Here is a 24374-nt window from a genome sequence, read left to right on the forward strand (position 1 = left end):
CGGCAGCGTCAGGCGAGCAGCCCGTCGAGGCTGCCGAGCACCGCGGCGGGGGCGAGATCCGCATACTCGTCCGGCAGGCCCCGGCGGTTGATCCAGGCGCAGCGCAGGCCGAAGGCGGCGGCGCCCGCGATGTCCCAGCGGTTGGAGGAGCAGAACAGCACGCGCTCCCGCGCCGCCCCCGCCCGCGCCACGGCGTCGGCATAGGCGGCGGGGGCCGTCTTGAAGGTCTGCGCGGCCTCGACCGAGAGCAGGGCGTCGAGATGCGGCCCGAGTCCGGCCGAGGCGACGGCCCGCTCCAGCATCGCGGCGTTGCCGTTCGAGAAGACGCCCGTGCGGATCCCGCGGGCCCGCAAGCCGCGCAGCACGCCCGGCACTTCGGGATAGGCGTCGAGGTCGCGATAGGCGTCGAGCAGGGGCTCGCGCAGGGCAGGGTCCACCGTCGGATGGAGCGCGAGCGCGTAGTCGAGGGCTTCCTCGGTCAGCGCCCAGAAGCTGCGGTAGCGTCCGCTGAGCGCGCGGATCCAGCTGTATTCGAGCTGCTTGTTGCGCCAGACCTCCGAGAGATGGGCGGCGTCGGGCCCGATCGCCGCGGCGTGGCGCTGCACGGCCGCGTGCACGTCGAACAGGGTGCCGTAGGCGTCGAACAGGACGCAATCGGTGCCGTCGAGCAGGGCTTGGGTCATGGGCGGGTTCCGGCTCCGTGCCACCCGCATCTGGGGCCGGACCGGGCCCGCGGCCAGCCCCGCTCAGCGCCGCCGCAGGCGCACCCCGACGCCGTACAGGAAGCCGAGGAGCAGGAGGCCGTAGAGCGCGGCCCCCGCGAGTCCGAGCAGGCCGAGCACCGCGATCTCGCGCCCGTGCGGCAGGGCCGGCACCAGCCGGTCGGCGAGGGGCAGGCCGTAGAGGGCGAGGAGGGCGAGCGCCGCGCAGGCCAGCGCCACGCCGAGCACGGTGAGCCCGAGCGTGCGACCCGGCGCGGTCCAGCCCCGGCGCCAGGCGAGGCCGACGAGGATGGCGAGGTTCACCCATTGGCTGATCGCGGTGGCGAGCGCGAGGCCGGTGACGCCGTAGGGCCCGGTCAGCACCAGCTTCAGCGCCACGTTGACGAGGATGGCGCTGAGCGAGGCCCAGAGCGGGGTCATCGTGTCCTGCCGGGCGGTGAAGCTCGGCACGGCGCTGCGCACCAGCACGACCGCCGGGAGGGCAAGGCCGTAGGCGGCGAGCACCTCGGCGGCCCGGGCGGCATCCTCCGCCGAGAAGGCGCCGCGCTGGAACAGGGCCGCCATGATCAGGCCGGGCAGGGTGAGGAAGGCCACCGTGAAGGGCGCCGACAGGGCGAGCGAGAACCCGGCCGCCCGGTTCTGCGCCGCATGCGCCCCCGCCACGTCCCCGGCCGCGATGCGCCGGCTCATCTCGGGCAGAAGGACGGTGCCGGCGGCGATGGCGATGACGCCGAAGGGGAGCTGGTAGAGCCGGTCGGCGTAGTAGAGCGCCGAGACCGCGCCGGTCGGCAGCAGGCTCGCGATGATGGTGTCGGCGAACGCCGCGATCTGGAACCCGGCCGAGCCGATCACCGCGGGGCCGAGCACCTTGAAGAACTTGGTCATGGCCGGATCGCGCAAGGCTGGCCGGGCGAGCCCGGGCGCGATGCCGGCCCGGCGCGCGTCCCACCAGACCAGGGCGAATTGCAGCACGCCCGAGACGGCGACGCCCCAGGCGGCGGCATAGGCCGCGTTCGGGAACAGGAAAGCCAGCGCCAGCGCCGCCAGCATCGCGAGGTTGAGGAGCACCGGCGCGCCGGCCGCGGCGGCGAAGCGGCGATGCGCGTTCAGGATGCCGGAGACCAAGGTCACCAGCGTCATGAACAGCAGGTAGGGGAAGGTGATCCGCGTGAGCGAGACCGCGAGCGCGAAGCGCTCCGGATCCTCGGAGAAGCCCGGGGCGAGCCCCCGCACCACCAGGGGCATCAGGGGAAGGGCGAGCGCCAGCAGGGCGAGCTGGACGACGAGCATCAGGGCGAAGATGCGGTCGGCGAAACCCTTGGCGGCGCCCGGCGCGCCGGCCTCGCTGAGCCCCGCATAGGCCGGCACGAAGGCGGTGTTGAAGGCGCCCTCGCCGAAGATCGCCCGGAAATGGTTCGGCAGGCGGAAGGCGACGACGAAGGCGTCGGCCATCGGCCCCGCGCCCATCACCGCGGCCATCACCACGTCGCGGGCGAAGCCCGTGACCCGCGAGACCAGGGTCCAGCCGCCGACGGAGAGGATGGAGCGGATCATCGCGCGCGGGCCCCGGGCTCACGCGCCGGAGACGAGGGCGCGGTCATGGCCGAGCCCTAGCAGATCGGAGGGCGCCCGCGTGCCGGTGCCGCGGCCACACCCGGCGAAAGATCGCGCGTGGGGATCAGACCGAGGGCTGCTCGATCCGGTCGAGGCCGAGCGCCTCGGCGAGCCAGGCGCGGGCGCGGCTGACGCGGCTCTTCACGGTGCCGGTCTGGCAGCCGATCACCGCGGCGGCGGCCTCGTAGGTGAGGCCCTGCGCGCCGACGAGGATCAGCGCCTCGCGCTGCGCCGCCGGCAGCTTCGCCATCGTCGCCCAGACGTTCTGCAGGGCGATGTGATCGACCTGATCGGGCAGGCAGACGAGGGCCGAGGCGGCGGCGCCGTCGACATCCTCCACCTCGCGGCGGTGCTTGCGGATCTCGCTGTAGAACTGGTTTCGCAGGATCGTGAACAGCCAGGCGGTGAAGTTGGTGCCGGGCTGGAACCGGTTCCGGTTCGCCCAGGCCTTGAGCAGCGTCTCCTGGACGAGGTCGTCGGCGCGGGCCGGGCTCACCGCCAGCGACAGGGCGAAGGCGCGCAGGGCCGGCAGCACCTCGATCAGGTCCTGGCCGAAGCGGGCCTCAGAGGCGGCGTCCTGGCCGTCGAGCAGCGTGGTGAGGCGCTCGATCAGCGCGACGAGATGGGCGGGCCGCTCCTCGATCAGCAGGGCGTAGGTCTCGCGAAGCTGGGCGCCGAGATGGTCGCGCACCGACGCCGTGAGCGCCGCGGCGTGCGCGGCGGGGTCCGCCAGGCACAGCATGTCCTTCGGTTCGGTCACGCGCCGAATCCTCCCTCGCGAGCTGTGTCCGCCCCGGTTGGTTTGGGCGAATAAGAAAAATTCGAAGGAGGTTTTGGCAAGTGAATTATGAACACGCGGTGACGGCTTCACGGCGAAGTTGCAGAAATGCGGAAGCCGCCCACCTGGGGTGCAGGCGGGCGGCTCCGGAACGCGTCGGCAGGATGTGGAGGGCGTGACCCGCCTCAGGCGTTCGCCTCGGCGTACATCTTCTCCACGTGCTCCCAGTTCACGAGGTTCTCGATGAAGGCCTTGAGGTAGTCGGGCCGGCGGTTGCGGTAGTCGATGTAGTAGGAGTGCTCCCAGACATCGACGCCGAGGATGGGCTTGGCGCCGTGCACGAGCGAGTTCTCGCCGTTCGGGGTCTTCAGGATGGCGAGCTTGCCGTCCTTGACCGCGAGCCAGGCCCAGCCCGAGCCGAACTGGCCGATGCCGGCCTGGATGAAGTCGGCCTTGAACTTCTCGAAGCCGCCGAGGTCCTCGTCGATCTTCTTGGCGATCGCGCCGGGCGGGGTGCCGCCGCCGTTGGGCTTCATCCAGTTCCAGAAGTGGATGTGGTTGTAGTGCTGGCCGGCGTTGTTGAACAGCGCCTGGTTGGTGTTGTAGGAGGCCTTGACGATCTCCTCGACACTCTTGCCCTGGAGATCGGTTCCTTCGAGAAGCTTGTTGCCGGTATCGACATAGGCCTTGTGGTGCTTGTCGTGGTGGAACTCCAGCGTCTCCTTCGACATGTAGGGGGCCAGCGCGTCGTAGGCGTAGGGCAGTTCCGGCAGGGTGAAGGTCATGCGTCCGTCTCCGTTCTCGGGGCTCGTCGGCGTCGGTGTCCGGCTGCGGTCTCGGCGGCCCGGGCGAGGCATCCCGCGCGGCGGCCCGGCCGGAGGCCGTTCATCCGAGATCCGTTCCAGGGGCCGTCGAGCGACGACGGCCCGGTAGGTAAGTCGGCGGGCGCGCGGCGGCAACGTGGCGCACGCCCTTTTCCCCGGCGCCGCGCCAGGGTTTTGCAAAACCAATGCAGACGCTTACTGTGCGCCGCGCCCCCGCCCGGGGGCCGGGCCGATGTCCGGCCGACTCGCCGATCGCCCTCAAGCCTGAGAGTTCCATGATTGTTGCGCTGTTCGCGCTGGCTGCAGCCCTGGTGATCGGCGGGAGCGCCGCCGTGGTGCAGGGCTTCCCCTTCGTCCGGCTGGAGAGCGGGCTCGCCATGGTGATCGCGGGGGCGAGCACGGCCTCCGCCGGCGCGATCCTGTTCGGGCTCGGCGTGGTCGCCCTCGGCCTCAAGCGGGTCGAGAAGGGCCTCAAGATGCGTCGCGAGGCGGAGGGCGGCCCGGTCCCCGTTCCGCCGCCGGTCTCGACGCTCGGCGCCGTCTTCCCCGAGCCGCCGCGCCCGGTCCGCCCGATCCTGCCGGGCCTGACCGGCCTCGCCGCGGGTGCCGTCGGCGGCGCGGCCGTCGCCGGGGCCGCCGAGAAGCGCCCGAGCGAGCCGACCTTCGAGGACAGCCTGTTCGCGCCCGCCCCGCCCGATCCGAGCCAGCCGGAGCTTCCGATCCCGGCACCCGAGGCCGCGCCCGAGCCGCATCGTCAGCTGCGCCAGGATCCGCCCCTCGAGGATCCCGTGCCCGCGCCGGCGCCCGACGACGGCGTCGCGCCCGAGGACGACCTCTTCGCCGGCCCCACGCAGCCCGAGCCCGAGCCGGTCGCGCATGAGCCGATCGCACATGAGGAGGCGGGCGCCCCCGCCCTGCGGCCGAGCCTCGACGCAGTTCCCGAGCCCCCTGCCCCCGAGCCCCCTGCCCCCGAGCCCTCTGCCCCTGAGCCTACCGCCCCTGAGCCCGCCGCGCCCGAGCCGGAGGAGCCCGCGCCGCCGCGAGAGGTGGTCGGCAAGTACGCTTCGGGCGGCAACACCTACGTGATGTATGCCGACGGCTCGATCGAGGCCGAGACCCCGCGCGGCCGCTTCAGCTTCGCGTCCCTCGACGAGCTGAAGGCCTTCATCGACGCGGGCGGGGAGGGGACGGCGCGCGGCGCCGCCTGATCCTGCGTAAGGTAGGCACTCGGAGCCTGTCCGGGCGGATCGAGCGGCTGTTAACCCTGCTTATCCCCTCCGCGACCTCATCCTGAGGTGCCGCGCCAGCGGCCTCGAAGGAGGCCTCCAGCAGGCTCCGAGATCCCTGGAGGGCTCCTCGAGGCCCGCTCACGCGGGCGCCTCAGGATGAGGTGGTTTGGTCGGAGGAGCCGAGATCTCCGTATGAGGATCGGTCGATTCCGCTCAAGACAGACGCTCAGACCAGCGGGTTGAGCGCCTCGTTGCGCGCCGGGACCGGCGCCACCATGGTCAGGGCGAACCCGTCCGGCGCGTAATCGGTCGTCACCTCGGCCTGGACCTGGGTGGTCAGCACCCGCTGCAGCAGGCGGGTGCCGAAGCCCTGGCGGCGCGGCGTCTGCACGGCGGGGCCGTCGCTCTCGCGCCAGGCGAAGTGCAGGATCCCCGCCTTGCCCCCGGGCTCCAGCGACCAGCGCACCGCGACCTTGCCGCGGCGGTTCGAGAGCGCCCCGTATTTGGCGGCATTGGTGGTCAGCTCGTGGATCGCCATGCCCACCGGCACCGCCATCTCGGAGGGCAGCTCGATATCCGGCCCCTCCAGGGTGATGCGCCCGTCCGCGCCGTCATACTCCTCCGCCTCCGCATAGGGGCGCAGCTCGTTGGCGAGGAGGTTGCGCAGGCTCGCGGTCTGCCACGTCGCCTCGGTGAGCACCGAATGGGTGTGGGCGAGCGACTTGATGCGCCCGACGAAGGCTTCGTAGAAATTCTCGATGCTGGAGGCGGTGCGCGCCGTCGAGCCGACGATGGCCTGGACGGTGGCCAGGGTGTTCTTCACCCGATGGTGCAGCTCGCGGATGAGGAGCGCCTGCCGCTCCTCGGCCTGCAGCCGGTCGGTCACGTCGGCGACGACGCCGATCAGCCGGCGCGGCAGCCGGTTCGGCGCGTCGCGCTCGAAGCGTCCGGCCATGTCGATGGTCCGCCACGCCCCGTCATCCTTGCGCCGGATGCGCCCGGTGACGTGCAGGATCTCGTCCTCGCGCAGGGCCCGCGAGATCGCCTTCCGCATCGCGTCGCGGTCGCCCGGATGCAGCACGTCGTCGAGGAACTCGGTCTTGCCGATGGTTCCGTCCTCGGGCGTGCGCCCGAAGATCTCGAACATGCGCTCGTTCTCCCAGATCGCTTGGTCCTCGAGCATGTGCCACTCGAAGATCCCGAGCCGGGCGATCGAGGTCGCGACCCGCAGGCGCTGGTCGCGGGCGACGAGCTCGTCCCGCGCCTGGACCCGGGTGGTGATGTCCTGCAGCACGCCCGCCAGCCCGCTGACGGCGCCGTCCGGCCCCCGCAGCGCCTGGCCCCGGGTCGCGATGACCACCGGGCGCCCGTCCCCGACCCGCCCGAGGGTGCCCTCGAAGCTGTAGGCGCCGCCCTCGGCCAGTGCCGCACGCACGCTCTGGGTGAGGCGCTCGGCCTCCGCCTCGGGCATGACCGCGCGCAGGGCCTCCCAGGTCACGGGCTCGCCCGGCGGATGGCCGAGGATCTGCGCGGCGCGGCGCGACAGGGTGATCCGGCCGCTCGCCCGCTCCCAGCGCCACTCGCCGAGGCCGGCGGCGACGAGGGCGTCGCGGTTCTCGTCCGAGCGCGCCGCCTCGTCGGGATCGACGCCCTCGACCACGAGGGTGGCGCCCGAGCCCCGCACCCGCACGTCCACGAGGCTGCCATCCGCCCGCTTCCAGCGGCGGATCCCTGCCTCCATCGACTCGGAATCGGGCAGGAGGTCTGCGGCGGGCCGCCCCGCGAGGGCGCCGGGCGCGTAGCCGAGGAGGACGCAGAGGGCGGGGTTGGCGTCGCGGATCAGGCCGCGGTCGTCCGTGAGGACGGCGAGACCGACCGCCGCCGCCTCGAAGGCAACGCGATGCAGGTCCCCAGCCTCGGCGGCCTGACCGTGGTCAACGCCCTCGCCCAATCCCGACCTCGAACCTGCCGTCCGCCGCGGCGATGCGGCGGCCCGGCGCGGCCAAGATGGCGAGAGCCGAGGGCTGGAGCAAGGTTCGGGGCGGGGCGACGGATCGAAGCAACAGCTAAGTTCGCGGCACCCGCGCGAATTCGAGATAGGTCGGGGGCCGCCCGGCGGCGATCGCCTTGGCCTCGTAGCGGGTCCCGGGCCAGCCGGGATAGGGCTGCCGCCAGTCCGCCGCGCGTCCGGCGGTCCAGTCCAGGTCCGGGCAGCGGGCGGCGCGGGCGAGCGTCCAGCCGGCATAGTCGTCGATGTCGCTGGCGAAGCGGAACAGGCCGCCGTCCTTCAGGACCCGCGCGATCTCGGCGAGCGAGGCCTCGGAGACGAAGCGCCGCTTGCGCTGGCGCCGCTTCGGCCAGGGATCGGGATAGAGCAGGTAGACCCGGTCGAGGCAGGCATCGGGCAGCCGGTCGAGGAGGGCGGTGACGTCCTCGTCGCGGATGCGGACGTTGCCGAGCGCCTCCTCGTCGATCGTGCGCAGCAGCTTGGCCACGCCGTTCACGAAGGGCTCGGCCCCGATGATGCCGACCTTGGGATGGGTGCGGGCCTGGGCGGCGAGGTGCTCGCCGCCGCCGAACCCGATCTCCAGCCAGACCCCGTCGGGGTCCAGGCCGGGAAAGAGCGTCCGCGGATCGAGCCGGGCCCCGCCCGGCGGCAGCGCCACGCGCAAGGCCGGCAGGAGCCGCGCGAGGCGCTCCTCCTGGGCCTCGCGCAGGCGCTTGCCCTTGCGGCGGCCGAAGAAGGCGCGCTCGGCCTCCTCCGCGTGGTCCCTGCCCTCCGTGCCGGGAGGGATCCGATCCCTCCCGGTCATGGGCGGATCAGGCCAGCGCCGACTTCAGCTTGGCGGCGAGGTCGGTGCGCTCCCAGGAGAAGCCGCCATCCGCGTCCGGCTCGCGGCCGAAATGGCCGTAGGCCGAGGTCCGCGCGTAGATCGGCTTGTTGAGGCCGAGCGCCGTGCGGATGCCGCGGGGCGAGAGGTCGATGGCGTCCGTCAGGACCGCCTCGAGCTTGGCCTCGTCCACGTTGCCGGTGCCGTGCAGGTCGACATAGATCGACAGCGGCTTCGAGACGCCGATGGCGTAGGAGAGCTGGATCGTGGCGCGGCTGGCGAGGCCGGCGGCGACCACGTTCTTGGCGAGGTAGCGCGCGGCATAGGCGGCCGAGCGGTCGACCTTGGTCGGGTCCTTGCCGGAGAAGGCGCCGCCGCCATGGGGCGCCGCGCCGCCATAGGTGTCGACGATGATCTTGCGGCCGGTCAGGCCGCAATCGCCGTCGGGGCCGCCGATGACGAACTTGCCGGTCGGGTTGATGTGCCAGACGGTGCCTTCGGTGATCCAGGCCTCCGGCAGGGCGGCGCGGATATAGGGCTCGACGATGGCGCGCACGTCGGCCGAGTCGAGGGACTCGTCGATGTGCTGGGTCGAGAGCACGATCTGCGTGGCCTCGACCGGCTTGCCGTTGGCATAGCGCACGGTGACCTGGCTCTTGGCGTCCGGGCCGAGCTTGGCCGCGTCGCCCTGGCGCGCCTTGCGGGCGTCGGCGAGGTCCTTGAGGATCTTGTGGGCGTAGAAGATCGGGGCCGGCATCAGCGCCGGGGTCTCGTCGGCGGCGTAGCCGAACATGATGCCCTGGTCGCCCGCGCCTTCATCCTTGTTGCCGGCGGCGTCGACGCCCTGCGCGATGTCGGCGGACTGCGCGTGCAGGTGGATGGCGACGTCGTTGTTCTTCCAGTGGAAGCCGTCCTGCTCGTAGCCGATGTCCTTCACGGCCTCGCGGGTCAGCGCCTCGAGGTCCTTGAAGGTGACCGAGTCGGGGCCGCGCACCTCGCCCGCGATGACGATGCGGTTGGTGGTGGCCAGCGTCTCGACGCCGAGGCGCGCCTCGGGCATCGCCGCGAGATAGGCGTCGACCACCGTGTCGGAGATGCGGTCGCAGACCTTGTCCGGGTGACCTTCGGATACGGATTCGCTGGTGAACAGGTAGTCGGAACGCGGCATTGCGAGCCCCCGAGATTCGTGCAGGCCCGCCTTCGAAAACGAGGCGCCTAGCCCGGATTGACAGAACGCGTTCTGGCACCCGGTTCGCGCCAAGGTCAAGCCGAAACAGCGAACGCTTCCGTTATTCCGGACAAAGTGGCCGGAAAATCAGTCTCCCGATCAGTCGCTGAGGCGCTTGCTCAGGACCTGCGCGGCGGCGGCGATGTCGCGCTTCACCGGGTCCGGGAAATGGTCGCTGACATGCTTGGCGACGGCTTCGGCGAGGCCCTGCAGGTTGCTCTCGGCCCGGTAGCTCTGCTGGGCGGATTCCCCGAATCCGTTGAGCGGCACATCGTCGAGGCGGGGGGCGCCCTGGAAGAAATACTCGAGCGGGACGCCGGTCATGCGGGAGAAGATGTCGAGATGGACCGCACTGATGCGGTTGGTGCCCTTCTCGTATTTCTGCAGCTGGGCGGCCGACATGCCGAAGCTTTCCGCCACGCGCCTCTGGGTCAGCGAGGCTTTTCGCCGCTGTTCGGCGATGCGCTGTCCGACGTAGACGTCACGCTGATCGGTCTTCTGGCCTGCCATGAACGCTCTCGCAGTGTGCCCTGGTCCGCATCTGCCCGCGAACCCGGAACGAGTTACGGTCGAGCTTAGGCGCGCCGTTCGGGTTTGTCACGGCGCCCGCTACCAGGGGTAAGCGAATTGCATTCAAATTGCTAGGACAACTGCAGCGGGCAGCGGGACGAGCATTCTCGCACGGCCGAGCCGGCCGTCCGGAATTCTTTCGTCGAATCAACGGGTAAGAGGCGCCTGCCATTTCGGGCGCGGCGAGGGCTCGGTTCGGGATCGAGAAGACCGTGGGCAACCTGGCGGAAGTCAAGCGGTTTCGGGGGTGGAGTCACTGCGAATCGTGGGGGCGCGCGGCACTCCTGCAGTGGTAGGCTGCCATGGCACGGTGCATGCAGATCCATCGGCGCCCCTCCCAGGTCTCAACCCAGGGATACGGGGCCGCGGGTCGGCCGGAGCGGCTTCGTCTCCTCTCCCGGTCGGCCCGTCGCGGACGCCCCGGCTGGAGCGCTCTCCGCCGAAGTGGGCACCGGTTCGGCGCAAGAGAAGCGCGTCAAAACGAGGATTGAGAGCCGATCTCGATTGCAACGCGATCGGGAACGGCTCTAGCGCTCCGTGCCGAAGGGCTCCTCGTCGCGTTCGGCCGGCTCGTAGGCGCACCACTCGCACACGCCCTTCTCCGCCATCCGGTCCCCGTTCCGCTGGGAGCAGAGCGGGCAGACCAGGAGCGTCAGCTTGGTGGGCGACCTGAGGCCGAGTCCGCGTCCGAGGAAGGTCACCTTGCGGCTCGCACCCTCGGTGCTGGTGCGGTTCTGGCCCATTGCCTCCCTCGGAACGAAGCGGGCCCATGCCCAAGCTCACGGTCTAACGGCCGGGGGCCGCCGAGGTTGCGGTGCTCCTAGACCCGTTCCCGATCGCGTCGCAATCGGGAACGGGTCCAAGCTCTTGTTTTGACGCGCTCTCTTGCGCCGAACCGGTATCCACTTCGGCGGAGAGCGCTCTAAGCAGGGAGGCGCGGCTCGCGAGCCGGGACGCGCCCGCCGGACAATCGGGTCGAGAGGTTCCGGCGGGCGCGTGCGGTCGGGGGATCGGACCCCGACGGAGAAAAACCTACGATGGCGGCATGACGGCCGCACGACAGGGTCGGCCACAAGGAAGCGGCGCGACCCGTGAGGGCCGCGCCGCAGGTGGTCCGTGGTCTCGGTTACGAACGCGGGCGCCTTAGCAAGCGCCGGGCCAAACCCGCCATGCCTTCACTGCTGCCGCTCATCGCCCGCCGCCACCCTGGGGCGCGGTCTGGGAGGGCTGGTTGGCGTTGCCGGCCGCCGACGAGTCGTTCGACATCGTGTCGGCCGGGCGTCCGCTCGGCGAGTAGGTGGCGGCGCCCGGAGAGCCGGTGGCGCCCGTGGTCGGGGTGCCGACCCCGGCGGCCCCCGGAGCCGGCGCGGCGGGAGTCGGCGTGCCGGGCGGTGTGGGAGCCTGGGCGGCGGCCATCGCGGTGAGCGACAGCGTCACGGGAAGAGCCAGCAGGACAGAACGCATGGGAACCTCGCTATGCGGTTCCGGGGCGAACGTGCGGGCGGCGCGTGGGTTCGGGCGTAGGGCTTGTGACCGCCGTCCCGGTGTCAGGCTTGGGCGCTGGCATCCGGACGGGTGGATGTGGAAGAACCATGCAAGGCGGTGCGGGCGTCCGGCACGATCCTTCTTGCACCTTGGGCGGAGGGCTGATACCTCGCGCTTGGCCCCAGGCCATAAAAAAGGCCACTCCCGAAGGAGCGGCCCGAAGTCTAGGGAGGAAACGCCCAGTCAAGGGCTGCCAGACCGCGACGCCATCGCCGCCTGACTTCTCTGGTATGCCATCCTGCGGCGCACAACACAATCGTTTGCGACGCACACGGCCCCTGCATTTCGTTCATACCTGAACGGTCCGGTGCGGTGGCGCACCTGCGCCGGGTTGTGCCTCACGCCCGCGCGTGGTCGCGCCCGGCGGCTCAAGACCACGAATATCGGTGGACTGTCGGCCCGGCACGGGCTCGGACATGGATGGCATCCCCGGCAGGGAGGATCGACCGTCCTGAATTTCTGTTTCAGATCAACGCGTAAGAGCGAAAACCTCAGCTTGAGTTGTAGGACTCGGATGCCGGTCTGACAAGCCGAGTCGCGAGGCTGAGACTGCTCGCCTCCATGCGTCGAAAGACCTGGAGCTGACGAGAGGCCCGACTGCCCGCAGGGGTCACACATTTCAGAGGCCATACGTGACACGCGGGATCAGGGTTCCCCCCTATGGCCTGACCTGATGGCCCTCCAGGCGAACGCGAGGCCGGGCCCTTGCCTGGGTCCAGCCCGCACGCTCAGCTTGCTGCTACGGAGGCTAGCGGGTCGGCGCAGTGGTGCCCTTGCCCGCAGCGCCAGGCGTTGACCCCGCGCCTGCATCGTTGGCGCCCGTGCTGTTCGACGTGCCGGACCGGCTTTTGTCTCCCGTCGAGGGGCCACTGCCTGCCGCACCAGGAGACGACCCGGCGCCGGCATCATTGGCGCCCGTGCTGTTCATGGTGCCTGACTTGGTGGTCCCCGAGCCGCCCTCCGCAGCGTAGGCGGCCGATCCGAGGGCCAGGATGCTGGCAAGGGCTATCGCTGTGGCTTTCATGGCGTTCCTCCGTGGTGGTTGGCGTTGAGCACGCCGAAGCCAACCCACGCTGAGGTGCCGCGTTCCGGGACAGTGCCGGTGTCTTCCGATCAGGGGCGGGCGTGGATCACCTCTCATCGGTGCCACTTTGCGGCGCGGGAGCCGTTGACCTCGAAGCGAGCTCGCCGTGCCGTAAGGTCCCCGATGAAGAACCCTATGATGAGCTTCTGGCTGTCTGCTGCGAACCAAGCTGCCGGCTGGTGGCTCGGCACCGCGACCTCCTTGGCCCGCCGTCAGCAACAGCTCGCCTTGGCGGAGATGACCAAAGTCCCGCGGGGAAAGAGGCGTTCGAAGATGCGGATGGGCAAGGCGAAGCGCCGAACGAAGTCCTGAGGCTGCTGCTCAGTGCCGAACCAGGTGCACTCCCGAGTCTGCCGCAGGCACATGATGCCGGCTGCCGTGAGTGAGTAGGCCGGCAAGGCCAAGCGCGGCGACGAAGGCGAGGCAGCGAACCATGCAGGGCTCACGTGCGGGCATGCTCAAGGTTCGGCTTGAGGTCCGGCCTGGAGTACCCAAGGGGTCACGCACACGACAGGCCATACCTGGACGCGAGCGGCGAGGTTTCCCCCCTATGCCGTGAGCCGGCGGCCCTCCGAGCAAACGCGAGGACGGGGGTGGGTGGGCCCGCTCCGAGACCGCCCGGGTGGCGCCATCAATGCAGCGTGCCGCCGTCTTCCTCGGGCTGTGCCACCGGCTCGGCCACCAGCGCCTCCGTCAGCGGGAACTCCAGCACGATCTCCGCCGCCTCATCGGCCACGAACAGGACCGCCTTCAGCAACTCGGGATCACTGTCAGCACCCTGGAGCAGTTGTAGGGCCAGCACCCTGGCGGCCTCCCAGGCGGCATCCGCATCGTCCAGCTCGCGGCCATCTGGGTCCACCACCACGTCGTCGCCGATGTGCGTGTGGAAGAAGTAGCGTGGCATCCGCGCTCAGCCCTCGGCCTTGTCGCCCTGGCCCTTCTTAACGCCGCCCTGCGGGTCCGTCTCATCCTCCGCGCCATCGGCATCACGGCCCTGCGGTGTCAGCCGGGGGCGGTCAATCTCGGCATCTTCGCCGGTCTCGGGCGGAGTGGTCTCGGGCGGAGTGGTCTCGGGCGGAGTGGTCTTGGGCGGAGTGGTCTTGGGCTTGTCGGCCATCAGGGCGCCTTTCGGTTCCTGATGGGCCAACCCGGGCGGATGCAGAGAGTTCGGCCTAGCGGCCTTCGCGTTCCAATAGGACTTGCTCTAGCGGAACGTTCCAGCGGACAGGCACAGCTGTTCCAAAAGAAACGTTTTGCTTTCTGGAACGGGCAAGGACTTCATGTCTTAGAAGGCGGGACAGAAGTCGGACCAGGCGGCCGGCGCGGAGAAGCTGGCGGAGGTTGGCCGGGCATTCGGAGTGAAGCTCGGCGGAGTGCTGGCGACGGAACAGCGCCTGATACGATGGCGGCGGAGGGCTTCAGGGGCTCACCGCCGCCAACGTTCTATGAGGTCATGCCTCTTGGTGAGACCTCAAGGCATCGTGTCGCGATCGGGATAGGACCGAACCCGGGTCCGACCCTCGACCATGCCGGCCGGCGAGAGCGATGCACCGGAGGCTGTCGGATCAAGCTCGGTGGTCGTTGCGGTCGGCGCGGTCCAACCCTCACGCCGCCACTGCTGCGTCCGCTCGTGCATGTCGAGGGAGCCATGCTGCTCTAGGATATCCATCACCATCAGCGCTTGGGCGTCGTCGGCGCGCACAGTGACCAGCGTGCCACCTCGGCGCACGCCCTCCGAGTAGGCGTGGGCGTCCGTCTCGCCCATACCTGCGCCAGCAAGACCGCCGACCAAGCCGCCTGCCGCAGCCCCGATGCCCGCACCGGTCAGTGCGCTCACAAGCCAGCCTGCCGCCACGACCGGGCCGACACCCGGGATCGCAAGGAGGCCGAGACCAGCGAGCAGACCGGCTCCGCCGCCGACCACTGTGCCGAGCGTCGCGCCTGTACCGGCTCCGGTCTCCGCGCCCTGCTTGGCCTCGTGGTGGTCGCCCGACGTCACCCGCCCGGCATGGCGGTCTCCCTCGTTGTTGCTGACGATGCTGATGTCGGAGTGCGGGATGCCGCCCGCTTCAAGCTTGCCGACAGCGGTGCTGGCGTCCTCGTAGCGATCGAATATCGCCGTGACCATTTGCTTTGCCATGGTGGCCTCCTGGATGATGATCGTGGTTGGGTGTCAGGGTGCCACCACCTATTGGACGGCGACGTTGCCCTTGAAGTCCACGCCGACGTTGACGGACTTACCGTTCATCATCGCGGTGCCGCGCCAGATGCCCTTGTCGTCCTTCTTGAGGTCCTTGGCTTCCTTGTAGCCCGCATCCTCCAGACGCTTGCGGATCTGCGCCTCGGTGAAGCTGTTCGCCCCTTCCTCAAGCTTGGCGCTCGATGCCGTGCCCGTAGTGCCCGGATTGTTGGCGTCCGGCCTGTCGGTGTTCGGCCGAGTGACCGCCTGCTGACCGCCGGACTTCTCACTGGTGGTGGCCTCCGGCGCAGGTTTGCCGGTCACAGTGGTTTGTGCGACGGCAGGGCTCAGGCCCAGAAGAGTTAGCAGTGTCAGAGTGGTGAGTGTCTGGCGCATCGCGCTTCTCCCGAGTTGTCTCTCAGAAGAAATCCCATGCCTCTACGGAGCGTTCCGAAAATAAAGAGCCACGCTTGGGCTTGACCTTAGACGCATCTTTGTGCCGGCGCAGTGTTACTCTCGCTGGCGGCCTTGGGCTCGCTCCCCGTGATTGTTCGCGCTGCCGTGGTGCCGCCAAAGCCCATTGAGACTGACGCCCGCATCCGAAGTGTCAGGCTGGCTACTTGGTGAAGTGCCCTGGCGAGATCGGATCGCTGGCCGGGAACGTATCCTCGACCGCCTCATCGAGCTGGCGTTCCCGGCGCTCGGCGTGACTCTCCGTTGCAGAGCCGCGTCGGGCCGACCTCGCGCGACCGAAGACCCCGTAATGCCACGCCAACAAGCCGATGCCCGTCGCTGCCGCAGTGAGCGTGGCGATGAGGGCGGTCTCGCTCGACAGCACCCCGCCCAGCGCAACCCGCTGCCGACCCTGAAGGGCAGCGGTCTTGGCGCGGATGAACGTCCGGGTCGCGGTGTTGACCTCTTCAGGAGAAAGCAGGGACCGGGCCGCTGGGATCAGCTCGTGCACGTGCCGGTGCAGGTGCTGGTCCACCAGAAAGGTGACATCCTCGAACGTGTCGAGCCAACCCGTCGAGCCCTTCTGGCGGTAGCGCGAGAGGCCATTGAGCTGCCGCATGAACTCGGCGTGGCTACGGTGCAGCTCCCCGATAAGCCCCTGTGTGCGATCCTCTCCGGCTAAGGCCGCGTAGAGGCTGGCATCGAGCCCGACAGCATGCAGCTGAAGCTCGCCCATGAGGTCGCCCAACATGCGCTCACGGCTCCGAACCACACCGGGACCGTTCAGGGCGTAGGGGATCTCACGGATAAGTTGGGCGATGTTCTCGTGGTCGCGCTCGATGAGCTGCCAAAGGTCCATACGCGGTACTCCTGTAAGTAGCACCACCCAAACTTTCTGCACCTTCTAGCTGTTCCACGGGCTGCTGCCGGATAGCTCCAGGCCAGCTCCCCGTGATTGTCGGTCCTCCTCCGGGCAAGACCACACCAGCGCAACCCACTCAGCCGGATACGTCTCAGGCGAAGGCAAGTTCTCTTGCTGCGAGCCGACTGCGGGCTGCTCACGCTGGCGTGCCTCGACCGGCTTGGCGGACAGATTCAAGGGAGCGCCGACGATGGCCAACATTCGCTCACAAGACCCGCTCGGCAGATCGGATGGCGGCCCGGCCTCTGGTCGCGGCGGCGGCGGTTCCTCGGGCAGCGGCTATGCGGACAATTCGACTAGCCAGACCCTACGGGATGCTGCCGGCCGAGCATCGGAAGCCTGGGACAGCGCCTCGCGTTACGGCTCCCACTATTATCGACAGGGGAGCCGAGCAGTCGGCGATATGGATACGGCCACGATGACGAGCCTGCTTGTCGCGGGTGCCATCGGCTTTGGGCTTGGCTGGCTGGTCTTCGGGCAGCATTCGTTCTTCAGCGACGATGTTGCGCGGGGGATGAGCCGCAGCAGCGAGCGCTACTAGGCGGCAGGCCCGTTCGGCAGGAGCCATCGGGCCATGCTCAGGGCAACGCCGCTATGGCCAAGAAGGCGGGACCGAAGTCGGACCAGGCGACTGGCGCGGAGAAGCTGGCGGAGGTCGGCCGGGCGTTCGGCGTGCGGCTCGGCGGGGTGCTGGCGACGGAATAGGGCCAGACACGAAGGCGGCGGCGGAGGGCTTCAGGGGCTCCCCGTCGCCGGTTCTTGCGGTCGGCTCCGGGCTCAGCCCTGAGCTGTGCCGTGCCAGACGGGCTCGAAGTGCGCGGTGGCCTTCATCCTGGCACTGCGCCGCGCAATCAAACCGCCCTTGAGGCCGATCCAGGCGGCAAGCCCGAGGGTCACCGCGCTGGCAGCGAGCGGCCCGAAGATCACAGCGGCAAGGATGCCCTGGGATGATGCGAGCGTGGCTGCGAGCGGGCCAATGACGACGGCCGGCAGCACCACTCCAAGCATCGCAGATGGATTCGATTCAGTGCTCATGCGACGCTTAACGTACAGGGCGTCGGTTCGTTGCGGACGATGACTGCCGAATTGATGTGCAGGTGCAGTGTTTATTGCTTAGACAATCCACCTCGCCGGCTGTGACTGTCCGCCGTCCTGATGCATGCCCTGGGCGACCAGGCTCCGAAGCTCGGCCACCATCGCGTCCGTCTGGGCTTCAAGGTCCGCTTCGAACCGCCAGGAGGTCTCAGTGCGGCGCAGGTTGATGAGGCCCGCGAGCAGGGCGCTGAGGCTGCCACCGAGCGGGGCGGCCAGGAGCGCGACCACCAGGCCACCATGCGCGAGGAGAGCTGCGCCCGTCGCGAGACCGCCGGCTATCGCCGCGAACACCACCAGCAGCATCAGCGCTCTCCTTCGGCTGGAGGGCATTATGGCGACTCAAAGGTTAATGCGAGGTCACGCGCTCAGGAGCCGGAGCGCAGGCTAGGTCCGCAGCGATTTGGTCCAGGCGCCCTTGCCGGTCCACGGCGCCGGCATGAAGGGGCGCAGGGCCTGCGGGATGACTCGCCGGAAGTCGTAGGTGCCGTTGCGGTCGCGGATCAGGTACGACATCAGAGCCATGGCGATTGCAGCACCGGATTGTAGGACCGGCGACCGCTAAGGCATTGATATCGCCAGAATTTCCGCCCCGATAAGGGCTTAGGAAAGGATGGCGTCCCCGGCAGGGTTCGAACCTGCGACCCCAGGTTTCATACCACTTCGGCTTTCGCCGCCGCCCGCCTGAGAGGCGGGCGTTCGTGGTCTGGACTATCCCTTCGCCCTAGGCCCGCATCCCCAAAGGGGACCGGCCCTTAGGCGCCGCCCGTCTAGTCTCTACACCTTCCCGAGCGGCAGGCGCCGCCGGGCTTGGCTCGGGATCGGCAGGGCGCCTCAAGCGCCTGGAGCTTTCCCCGACTTTGAGCGGATCCGCCGCGCGGTTTCCCAGCGCGACGCCCAATTTGACGTTTAGGAAACCTGTGCTCTGTCCAGCTGAGCTACGGAGACGTTCCGCTGACAGCATAGCATCGATGCCGGAGCGGGCCAACCTTGGCGGTGCGGGCGCCGGGCGGGCAGTCCTCATGAATGGGCGGTCTCATGGGTTGGCGATTCGGTTCCGTGGCCCTGATCGCCGGGGCGTCCCTCGCCCTGGCCGGCGCGGCACCCGCCTCCGAATGCGCACCCGGCCCGATGCGGGTGGATGCGGTGGCGGCGGTGGGCGAGCGCGGCGAGATCCGGCTCGCCTCCGGCGCCCGCGCCCTGCTTGGCTCGATCCGGTGGCCGGAGGAGGCGGCCGCCGAGCGCGCGGCGCGGGCCTGGCTGGCGGCGCAGGCCGGGCATCCGCTCGCCGTGGTGCAGCGGGGCCAGACCGACCGCTGGGGCCGCGCGCGGATCGATGCGAGCCTGGAGGACGGCGCGCTCGACCTCGCGGGCGGCCTCGTGACGGAAGGCCTCGCCGCTGTCGATGCGGGGGAGGTCGATGCGCTGTGCCGGCCGGCGCTCCTGCAGGCCGAGGCGGCCGCCCGCGCGGCGGGGCGCGGCCTCTGGGGGAGGGGCCCGGTCGCGGCCTCGGACGGGCCGGCCCTGCGCGCCGAGGCCGGGCGATTCGTCGTGGCCGAGGGCCGGCTGCGCCATGTCGGCGAGCGCTCGGCCCGCACCTATCTCGATTTCGTGCGCCGCGGCGAGGACGGGCTCACGGTCATCGTGTCGAAACGCACTTGGCGTAGGATGCGCGAACATGGTTTGAGTGCCGAGGGGCTGACCGGTAAGCTGCTGCGGGTGCGCGGCGTGGTCGAGGTCCGGCGTGGGCCGGTGATCGAGATCGCGGCGCTCGAGCTGATCGAGCTGGTCGACGGCGGCGGCGCGCAGGCGCCCGCCGGGAATACGGACGGAGGACGGGCGCTGCGGCGCTGAGGGGCATGGGCACGGGGGCGACAGGAGCCGACACCAGGATCGGCGCGACGGTTCGGGCGGGGTTGCGGGGCGCGGGCTGGGCCGCCCTCGCACTCGCGCTCTCGGCATGCGCCGCGGAGCAGACCGGGGCGGTGCTCACGCCGGCGGTGGTGCGGGTGCCCGCCGAGGCGCCGCGCACCACGGGGCGCGGCGGCGCCTCGGATTCGGACCACGTCAAGCTCGTCGCCTCCTTCGGCGGCGAGTACCGGGCGCCGGCCGCGCAGCGCCTGCTCAGCGAGGTCACCGACCGCCTCGTGCGGGCGAGCGACCGGCCGGACCAGGCCTACGCGGTCACCCTGCTCGATTCCTCGGTGATCAACGCCTTCGCGCTGCCGAGCGGGCGGCTCTACGTGACGCGCGGCCTGCTCGCGCTCGCCTCCGACACGTCGGAGATCGCGGCGGTGCTCGCCCACGAGATCGCCCACGTGACGCTCAGCCACGCCAATGCCCGCACCGAGCTGGAGCTGCGCTCGCAGCTCGTCAGCCGGGTGGTGGCCGACGTGCTGAACGACCCGACCACGGGCGCGCAACTCCAGAGCCAGTCGAAATTCGCCCTGGCCCGCTTCTCCCGCGAGCAGGAGCTGGAGGCGGACGGGGCCGGCGTCCGCACGCTGGCGAAGGCGGGCTACGATCCCTACGGCGCGGCCCGCTTCCTCAACAGCCTGAACCGGACCCTGGCGCTGAAGACCGGCACCGGCGCGCCCGGCGAGCCCGACATGCTCGCGACCCATCCGGGCACGGGCGAGCGCATCACCCTCGTCACCCGCGCCGCGCGCCGCACCGGCGCGCCGGGCGTCGGCGTGGACGAGCGGGCGCGCTACCTCGCGGCGATCGACGGCCTGACCTACGGCGACAATCCCGGCGACGGGGTGGTGCGCGGGCGCCGCTTCGTCCATCCGAGCCTCGGCATCGCCTTCGAGGTTCCGGACGGCTTCACCATCGACAACACCCGCAGCGCCGTGCTCGGCACCACGGGCGAGGGCAGCCGGCGGCTCCTGTTCGATCAGGTCGAGGCGGAGCCGGGCCGCAGCCTGGAGGCGGTGCTGCGCGCGACCTGGAACGACGCCATCGAGCCCGCCTCGGTCGATACCCGCGAGATCGGCGGCCATCCCGCCGCCTCCGCCCTGTCGCGCGGCAAGGACTGGACCTTCCGCCTCGCGGCGCTCCGCGTCGGCGACGCCACCTACCGGATGATCATGGCCGCCAAGGGCGCGACCGATCCCGAGCCGGCCTTCCGGCGCTGGGTCGCGAGCCTCGCCACCGTCACGCCCGCGGAGACCGCGGCCCTGCGCCCCCTGCGCCTGCAGGTGGTGACGGCCGGCTCCGGCGATCCGGAGGAGCTCGCCCGCCGCATGGCGGTGCCGGACAAGGCGCTGGAGCGCTTCCTCGTCCTCAACGGGCTCGAGCGCGGGGCGACCCTGAAGGTCGGTGAGGGCTACAAGATCGTGACGGAGTGACGGGCGCGGGCCCGTCCAACCCGGAGGTCCGATGATCCGCTTTCACTACAACCTCTCGCCGAACCCGATGAAGGTGGCGCTCTGCCTGGAGGAGCTCGGCCTTCCCTACCAGCCCGTGCCGGTGGACGTGCGCCAGGGCGAGCAGTTCGCGCCCGCCTATCTCGCGCTGAACCCGAACGGGAAGGTGCCGACGATCGAGGACGGCGCCGTCACGGTGTTCGATTCGAATGCGATCCTGCTCCATCTCTGCGAGGCGGCCGGCCGCTTCCTGCCCGATGGCGAGCGGGCGCGGGGCGAGATGCTGTCCTGGCTGATGTTCGTCGCCACCGGCATCGGGCCCTTCTCCGGGCAATGCGTGCATTTCCGCCATTTCGCGCCCGCCGGCCAGGACTATGCGGTGGAGCGCTACACCTTCGAGGCGCGCCGCCACTGGGGCATCGTCGACGCGCATCTGGCGGAGCGGCCCTACATGCTCGGCCAGGATTACGGCATCGTCGACATGGCGCTGTGGGGCTGGGCGCGGATGGTGCCCTTCATCCTCGGCGAGGGCGCCTTCGCGGAGCTGCCCCACGTGAAGCGCCACCGCGATGCGGTGAGCGCGCGGCCGGCCGCCCAGCGCGCCGAGGCGCTGAAGAGCCGCCACACCTTCAAGGCCGAGATGGATCCGGAAGCGCGCCGCTTCATGTTCCGCGCGGTCAAGCCGGAGGCCTGATCCGGGATCCCAAAGGGATCATCCCTTTGGCGGGTCCAGGGGGGAGCCCTGGTCATCGAAGAACAGGGCTTCGCCCCGATACCCCACCGAAGGGACTTGTCCCTTCGGGATCCCCGGACCGCTCAATCCGTCTTTCCGTCGAGGCCGAGCCAGTGGCGGCCGTCGCGGGCGAGGAGGTCGTCGGCCTCGCGCGGGCCCGCGCTGCCGGCCGGGTAGAAGGCGACGTCCGCCTGCGGCCAGCCCTCGAGCAGGGGATCCACCGCGGTCCAGCCCGCCTCGATGTTGTCGGCGCGCTGGAACAGGGTCGCGTCGCCGGTCATGCAATCGTAGAGCAGGGTCTCGTAGCCGACATTCGGGGCGGCGTCGAAGAAGTCGGCGTAGCGGAAGCGCGTCACGACGCGCCCGATCCGCATCTTCGGGCCCGGCACCTTCACGTTGATCTCGGTGGCCGCGCCGTGCTCCGGGTCGATGGTGATGCGCATCACGTTGGGCGTGAGCGGGTCGACGCCCTGGCCCTCGAACAGGCGGAAGGGGGCGGGCTTGAACAGCACCGCGATCTCGGTGCGCCGGCTCGTCATGCGCTTGCCGGTGCGCAGGTAGAAGGGCACCCCCGCCCAGCGCCAATTGTCGATCCCGAGCTTGAGGGCGATGAAGGTCTCGGTCACCGAGTCCTTCGCCACATGCGGCTCGTCGCGGTAGGCGATGTGGTCGGTGTCGCCGATGCGCCCGGCCGTGTACTGGCCGCGCACGGCATCGCTCGGGGCGATCGGCTTCACGGCCTCGGCGAGCTTGGCCTTCTCGCTGCGCACGGCCTCCGCGTCGAACGAGTTCGGCGGCTCCATCGCGACCATGCAGAGGAGCTGGAACAGGTGGTTCGGCACCATGTCGCGGAGCGCCCCGGTCGGCTCGTAGAAGCCGCCGCGCTCCTCGACGCCGACCGTCTCGGCCGCCGTGATCTGCACGCTGTCGACGTATTCGCGCCGCCAGATCGGCTCGAACATGCCGTTGGCGAAGCGCATCGCCATCACCGACTGGACCGTCTCCTTTCCGAGGAAATGGTCGATCCGGTAGAACTGGCTCTCGTCGGCCTGTTTCAGGATGCGGGCATTGAGCGCCTTGGCCGAGGCGAGGTCCGAGCCGAACGGCTTCTCGATCACCACGCGGCGGAAGGCGTTCTCCTCCTGCTTCAGGAGGCCCGCCTGGCCGAGGCCCTCCACGATGGTGCCGAAGAAGCGGGCGGCGACCGCGAGGTAGAACACCGCGTTGCCGGACAGGCGCTCCTTCAGGGCGGCGAACAGGGCCGGATCCTCGAAATCCCCCTTCAGGAAGTGGATCCGCCCGCTCACGAAGCCCCAGCTCTCCGGGTCGATCCGGTCGGCGTGGAACTCGGAGGTGGGGTCCTTGGCGAAGCTCTCCATCGCCTCGGTGAGGGCCGTGCGCAGGCCCTCGTCGGTGTTGTCGTTGTGGTCGACGCCGAGGATGGTGAAGCCCGGATCGAGGAGCTTCGCGCCCGCGAGATTGTAGAGCGAGGGCATCAGCAGGCGCTTCGTTAGGTCGCCCATCGCCCCGAAGATCACCAGGGTGCAGGGCGGCGCCGGCTCGGTGCCGCAGGCGGCGCTGTCCTTCAACGCGGCCGTGTTGACGGGTTCGGGCATGGTCGGGCTCCCGCGGGCGTCGCGCCGCAGCAAACTGCGACGTTAACAGGCCGCCCCGGCCGACGTTCCGGCGGGCGATGCGCCTTCCGCCGGAAAGCTCCCGCTACTCCTCCACCCGCACCGCCGGGCTGAGGTCGATCGGCAGCCGCGCACCCTTCAGCTCGGCGTCGCTCGGCAGGGAGCGCGCGTCCCAGCCGCCGCCCAGCGCCCGGATCAGCGTGACCGCGGTGGTGAAGCGGTTGAGGCGGACCTGGAGCGCGACGACCTCGTTCGTCAGGGCGAGGTTCTGCGCGGTGACGACCGTGGTGAAGTTCTGGGTGCCGGCGCGGTACTCGTTGAGGGTGATCTCGACCGCGCGCTTGGCCGAGGTCACGGCCTCGTCCTGGGCCACCTGCTGGCGGGCGAGGACGCGCACGCCCGCGAGCCCGTTCTCGACCTCGGCGAAGGCCGCGAGCACGATCTGCCGGTAGTTCGCGACCGCGGCGTCGTAGCCGGCCCGCGTGGCCTGGAGCGCCGCCGAGCGGGCGCCGCCGTCGAACAGCACCTCGGTTCCGGCGGCCGAGACCGACCAGACCTGGTTGGCCGCCGAGAGGAGGCCGTTGCGGGTGGCGCCGGAGATGCCGCCGGAGGCCGAGAGCGTCACGGTCGGGTAGAAGGCGGCCACCGCCACGCCGATCTGCTCGCTCTGCGACTGCACGAGGCGCTCGGCCTGGGCCACGTCCGGGCGCCGCTCCAGCAGCGTCGAGGGGATGCCGACGGGCACCGCGGGCGGCCGGAGCGCGAGGGGCACCACCGGCAGGGAGAGCTCGGAGGGCGGCCGTCCGACGAGGGTCGCGATGGCGTGCTCGAAGGTCGCCCGCTGCAGGCCGACCGCGATCGCCGAGGCCTGCGTCGTCTGCACCTGCGTCTGCGCGGTGATCACGTCCGAGCGCGCGGCCACGCCGGCATTGTACTGGTTCTCGGTGATCTGAAGCGTGCGCTTGAAGTTCTCGACGTTCTCGTTGAGCAGCCGCTGCAGCGAATCGGCGTAGCGCAGCGAGAAGTAGTTGGTCGCCACCTCCGCCTGGATCGCGAGGCGGGTGAGCGCGATCTGCGCGGCGTCGGACTGGGCGAGCGCCGTCTGGCTCTCGACGTTGCGGCGGACGCCGCCGAACAGGTCGAGCTCCCAGCTCGCCTGGCCGAGCAGCGAGACGTTGGTGCGCTCGGTGCCGACGGCGCGGGACCGGGTGATGGTCGGCGCGCCGACCACCGTCGGGTAGAGCGCGGCGCGGGCCTGCTCGACGATGGCGCGGGCCTGCCGGTAGGCGGCGACCGATTGCCGGAGGGACTGGTTGTCCACGTCGACGAGGCGGATCAGCCGGTCGAGGGCGGGATCGTTGAAGACGCGCCACCAGTCGCCGCGCTCGGCCCAATCGCTCGGCGCGGCCGGGCGCCAGTTCTTTCGCGCGGCGACCTGCGCCACGCTGTCCTCGCGGGCGCCGCCTTCCTTGAAGGCGAGCGGGGTCTCGACGGAGGGGCGCGCATAGTCCGGGCCGACGACGCAGCCCGTCAGCGCGAGGGCGGTGAATGCGGCCACGCAGAGCCGC

25 protein-coding genes are annotated in these 24374 nt (G+C 70.4%); 5 read left to right on the forward strand and 20 right to left on the reverse strand.

The genetic code is table 11. The annotated features are described in order from the left end of the window. Nucleotides 1-8 precede the first annotated feature (8 nt). The 4 genes from MTDSW087_RS04935 to MTDSW087_RS04950 all read right to left on the reverse strand — a co-directional run bounded on the left by MTDSW087_RS04935 (nt 9) and on the right by MTDSW087_RS04950 (nt 3899). A complete protein-coding gene (locus MTDSW087_RS04935) occupies nt 9-683 on the reverse strand; it encodes a haloacid dehalogenase type II (RefSeq protein ID WP_144760921.1) in 675 nt (224 codons plus the stop codon). 63 nt (nt 684-746) lie between these two features. Beyond that, nucleotides 747-2276, reverse strand: coding sequence for a murein biosynthesis integral membrane protein MurJ (gene murJ, locus MTDSW087_RS04940; protein WP_144760924.1), 1530 nt, complete (start codon nt 2274-2276; stop codon nt 747-749). 124 nt (nt 2277-2400) lie between these two features. Beyond that, the gene (locus MTDSW087_RS04945; protein WP_144761410.1) at nt 2401-3078 is read right to left on the reverse strand and encodes a sigma-70 family RNA polymerase sigma factor; all 678 of its coding nucleotides are present in this window, start codon (nt 3076-3078) and stop codon (nt 2401-2403) included. Between the two features lie 221 nt (nt 3079-3299). Then, on the reverse strand, nt 3300-3899 hold the full coding sequence (locus tag MTDSW087_RS04950; RefSeq protein ID WP_144760927.1) for a superoxide dismutase: 600 nt from the start codon (nt 3897-3899) through the stop codon (nt 3300-3302). A gap of 314 nt (nt 3900-4213) precedes the next feature. On the opposite strand from MTDSW087_RS04950, the gene MTDSW087_RS04955 reads away from it, so the two are divergent. Continuing rightward, nucleotides 4214-5146 carry a hypothetical protein gene (locus MTDSW087_RS04955; protein ID WP_144760930.1) on the forward strand — a complete coding sequence of 311 codons (933 nt, stop codon included), beginning with the start codon at nt 4214-4216 and terminating at the stop codon, nt 5144-5146. Nucleotides 5147-5393: 247 nt separating this feature from the next. Here MTDSW087_RS04955 and MTDSW087_RS04960 read toward each other — a convergent pair whose 3' ends face one another. The 11 genes from MTDSW087_RS04960 to MTDSW087_RS05015 all read right to left on the reverse strand — a co-directional run bounded on the left by MTDSW087_RS04960 (nt 5394) and on the right by MTDSW087_RS05015 (nt 15916). Further along, nucleotides 5394-7118 carry a sensor histidine kinase gene (locus tag MTDSW087_RS04960; protein ID WP_144760933.1) on the reverse strand — a complete coding sequence of 575 codons (1725 nt, stop codon included), beginning with the start codon at nt 7116-7118 and terminating at the stop codon, nt 5394-5396. 115 nt (nt 7119-7233) lie between these two features. Further along, complete coding sequence (gene trmB, locus MTDSW087_RS04965; RefSeq protein ID WP_144760936.1) at nt 7234-7980, reverse strand: tRNA (guanine(46)-N(7))-methyltransferase TrmB; 747 nt, start codon at nt 7978-7980, stop codon at nt 7234-7236. Between the two features lie 7 nt (nt 7981-7987). After that, the gene (gene metK / locus MTDSW087_RS04970) at nt 7988-9166 is read right to left on the reverse strand and encodes a methionine adenosyltransferase (protein WP_144760939.1); all 1179 of its coding nucleotides are present in this window, start codon (nt 9164-9166) and stop codon (nt 7988-7990) included. A gap of 159 nt (nt 9167-9325) precedes the next feature. Next, complete coding sequence (locus MTDSW087_RS04975; protein WP_144760942.1) at nt 9326-9736, reverse strand: helix-turn-helix domain-containing protein; 411 nt, start codon at nt 9734-9736, stop codon at nt 9326-9328. Nucleotides 9737-10323: 587 nt separating this feature from the next. After that, nucleotides 10324-10539: a hypothetical protein gene (locus MTDSW087_RS04980; RefSeq protein ID WP_144760945.1), complete on the reverse strand. Its 216-nt coding sequence runs from the start codon at nt 10537-10539 to the stop codon at nt 10324-10326. A gap of 445 nt (nt 10540-10984) precedes the next feature. Then, complete coding sequence (locus tag MTDSW087_RS04985; RefSeq protein WP_144760948.1) at nt 10985-11260, reverse strand: hypothetical protein; 276 nt, start codon at nt 11258-11260, stop codon at nt 10985-10987. A gap of 1796 nt (nt 11261-13056) precedes the next feature. Further along, nucleotides 13057-13329 carry a DUF6894 family protein gene (locus tag MTDSW087_RS04995; RefSeq protein ID WP_144760954.1) on the reverse strand — a complete coding sequence of 91 codons (273 nt, stop codon included), beginning with the start codon at nt 13327-13329 and terminating at the stop codon, nt 13057-13059. 6 nt (nt 13330-13335) lie between these two features. Beyond that, nucleotides 13336-13542, reverse strand: a complete 207-nt coding sequence (locus MTDSW087_RS05000) for a hypothetical protein (protein ID WP_144760957.1) — start codon at nt 13540-13542, stop codon at nt 13336-13338. Nucleotides 13543-13896: 354 nt separating this feature from the next. Then, nucleotides 13897-14565, reverse strand: a complete 669-nt coding sequence (locus tag MTDSW087_RS05005; RefSeq protein ID WP_238178729.1) for a hypothetical protein — start codon at nt 14563-14565, stop codon at nt 13897-13899. 48 nt (nt 14566-14613) lie between these two features. Continuing rightward, nucleotides 14614-15000, reverse strand: coding sequence for a hypothetical protein (locus MTDSW087_RS05010; protein ID WP_144760961.1), 387 nt, complete (start codon nt 14998-15000; stop codon nt 14614-14616). 220 nt (nt 15001-15220) lie between these two features. Continuing rightward, entirely contained in the window at nt 15221-15916 is a 696-nt protein-coding gene (locus MTDSW087_RS05015) for a hemerythrin domain-containing protein (protein WP_144760964.1), read from the reverse strand. A gap of 253 nt (nt 15917-16169) precedes the next feature. On the opposite strand from MTDSW087_RS05015, the gene MTDSW087_RS05020 reads away from it, so the two are divergent. Continuing rightward, nucleotides 16170-16520, forward strand: coding sequence for a hypothetical protein (locus MTDSW087_RS05020; RefSeq protein WP_144760967.1), 351 nt, complete (start codon nt 16170-16172; stop codon nt 16518-16520). Nucleotides 16521-16756: 236 nt separating this feature from the next. Here MTDSW087_RS05020 and MTDSW087_RS05025 read toward each other — a convergent pair whose 3' ends face one another. The 3 genes from MTDSW087_RS05025 to MTDSW087_RS29975 form a co-directional block, all read right to left on the reverse strand. Continuing rightward, nucleotides 16757-17014, reverse strand: a complete 258-nt coding sequence (locus MTDSW087_RS05025) for a hypothetical protein (RefSeq protein ID WP_144760970.1) — start codon at nt 17012-17014, stop codon at nt 16757-16759. 78 nt (nt 17015-17092) lie between these two features. Continuing rightward, complete coding sequence (locus MTDSW087_RS05030) at nt 17093-17377, reverse strand: hypothetical protein (protein ID WP_144760973.1); 285 nt, start codon at nt 17375-17377, stop codon at nt 17093-17095. An 81-nt stretch (nt 17378-17458) separates the two neighbouring features. Then, entirely contained in the window at nt 17459-17596 is a 138-nt protein-coding gene (locus MTDSW087_RS29975; RefSeq protein WP_186383735.1) for a DUF6538 domain-containing protein, read from the reverse strand. 534 nt (nt 17597-18130) lie between these two features. Between MTDSW087_RS29975 and MTDSW087_RS05035 the strand changes: the two genes are divergently transcribed. From MTDSW087_RS05035 to MTDSW087_RS05045, 3 genes are read left to right on the forward strand one after another with little or no spacing between them, the layout of a single operon-like run. After that, on the forward strand, nt 18131-18925 hold the full coding sequence (locus MTDSW087_RS05035; RefSeq protein WP_186383736.1) for a hypothetical protein: 795 nt from the start codon (nt 18131-18133) through the stop codon (nt 18923-18925). A 5-nt stretch (nt 18926-18930) separates the two neighbouring features. After that, nucleotides 18931-20421, forward strand: a complete 1491-nt coding sequence (locus MTDSW087_RS05040) for a M48 family metalloprotease (RefSeq protein WP_144760975.1) — start codon at nt 18931-18933, stop codon at nt 20419-20421. 31 nt (nt 20422-20452) lie between these two features. Beyond that, nucleotides 20453-21133: a glutathione S-transferase family protein gene (locus tag MTDSW087_RS05045; RefSeq protein ID WP_144760978.1), complete on the forward strand. Its 681-nt coding sequence runs from the start codon at nt 20453-20455 to the stop codon at nt 21131-21133. Between the two features lie 122 nt (nt 21134-21255). Here the strand turns inward: MTDSW087_RS05045 and zwf are convergent, their stop codons facing one another. Both zwf and MTDSW087_RS05055 read right to left on the reverse strand, forming a co-directional pair. Next, entirely contained in the window at nt 21256-22788 is a 1533-nt protein-coding gene (zwf, locus tag MTDSW087_RS05050) for a glucose-6-phosphate dehydrogenase (protein WP_144760981.1), read from the reverse strand. A gap of 103 nt (nt 22789-22891) precedes the next feature. Further along, nucleotides 22892-24364, reverse strand: coding sequence for an efflux transporter outer membrane subunit (locus MTDSW087_RS05055; protein ID WP_373321909.1), 1473 nt, complete (start codon nt 24362-24364; stop codon nt 22892-22894). Between the last annotated feature and the right edge of the window lie 10 nt (nt 24365-24374).

It is taken from the genome of Methylobacterium dankookense (genome assembly GCF_902141855.1).
Taxonomy (GTDB): Bacteria; Pseudomonadota; Alphaproteobacteria; order Rhizobiales; family Beijerinckiaceae; genus Methylobacterium; species Methylobacterium dankookense.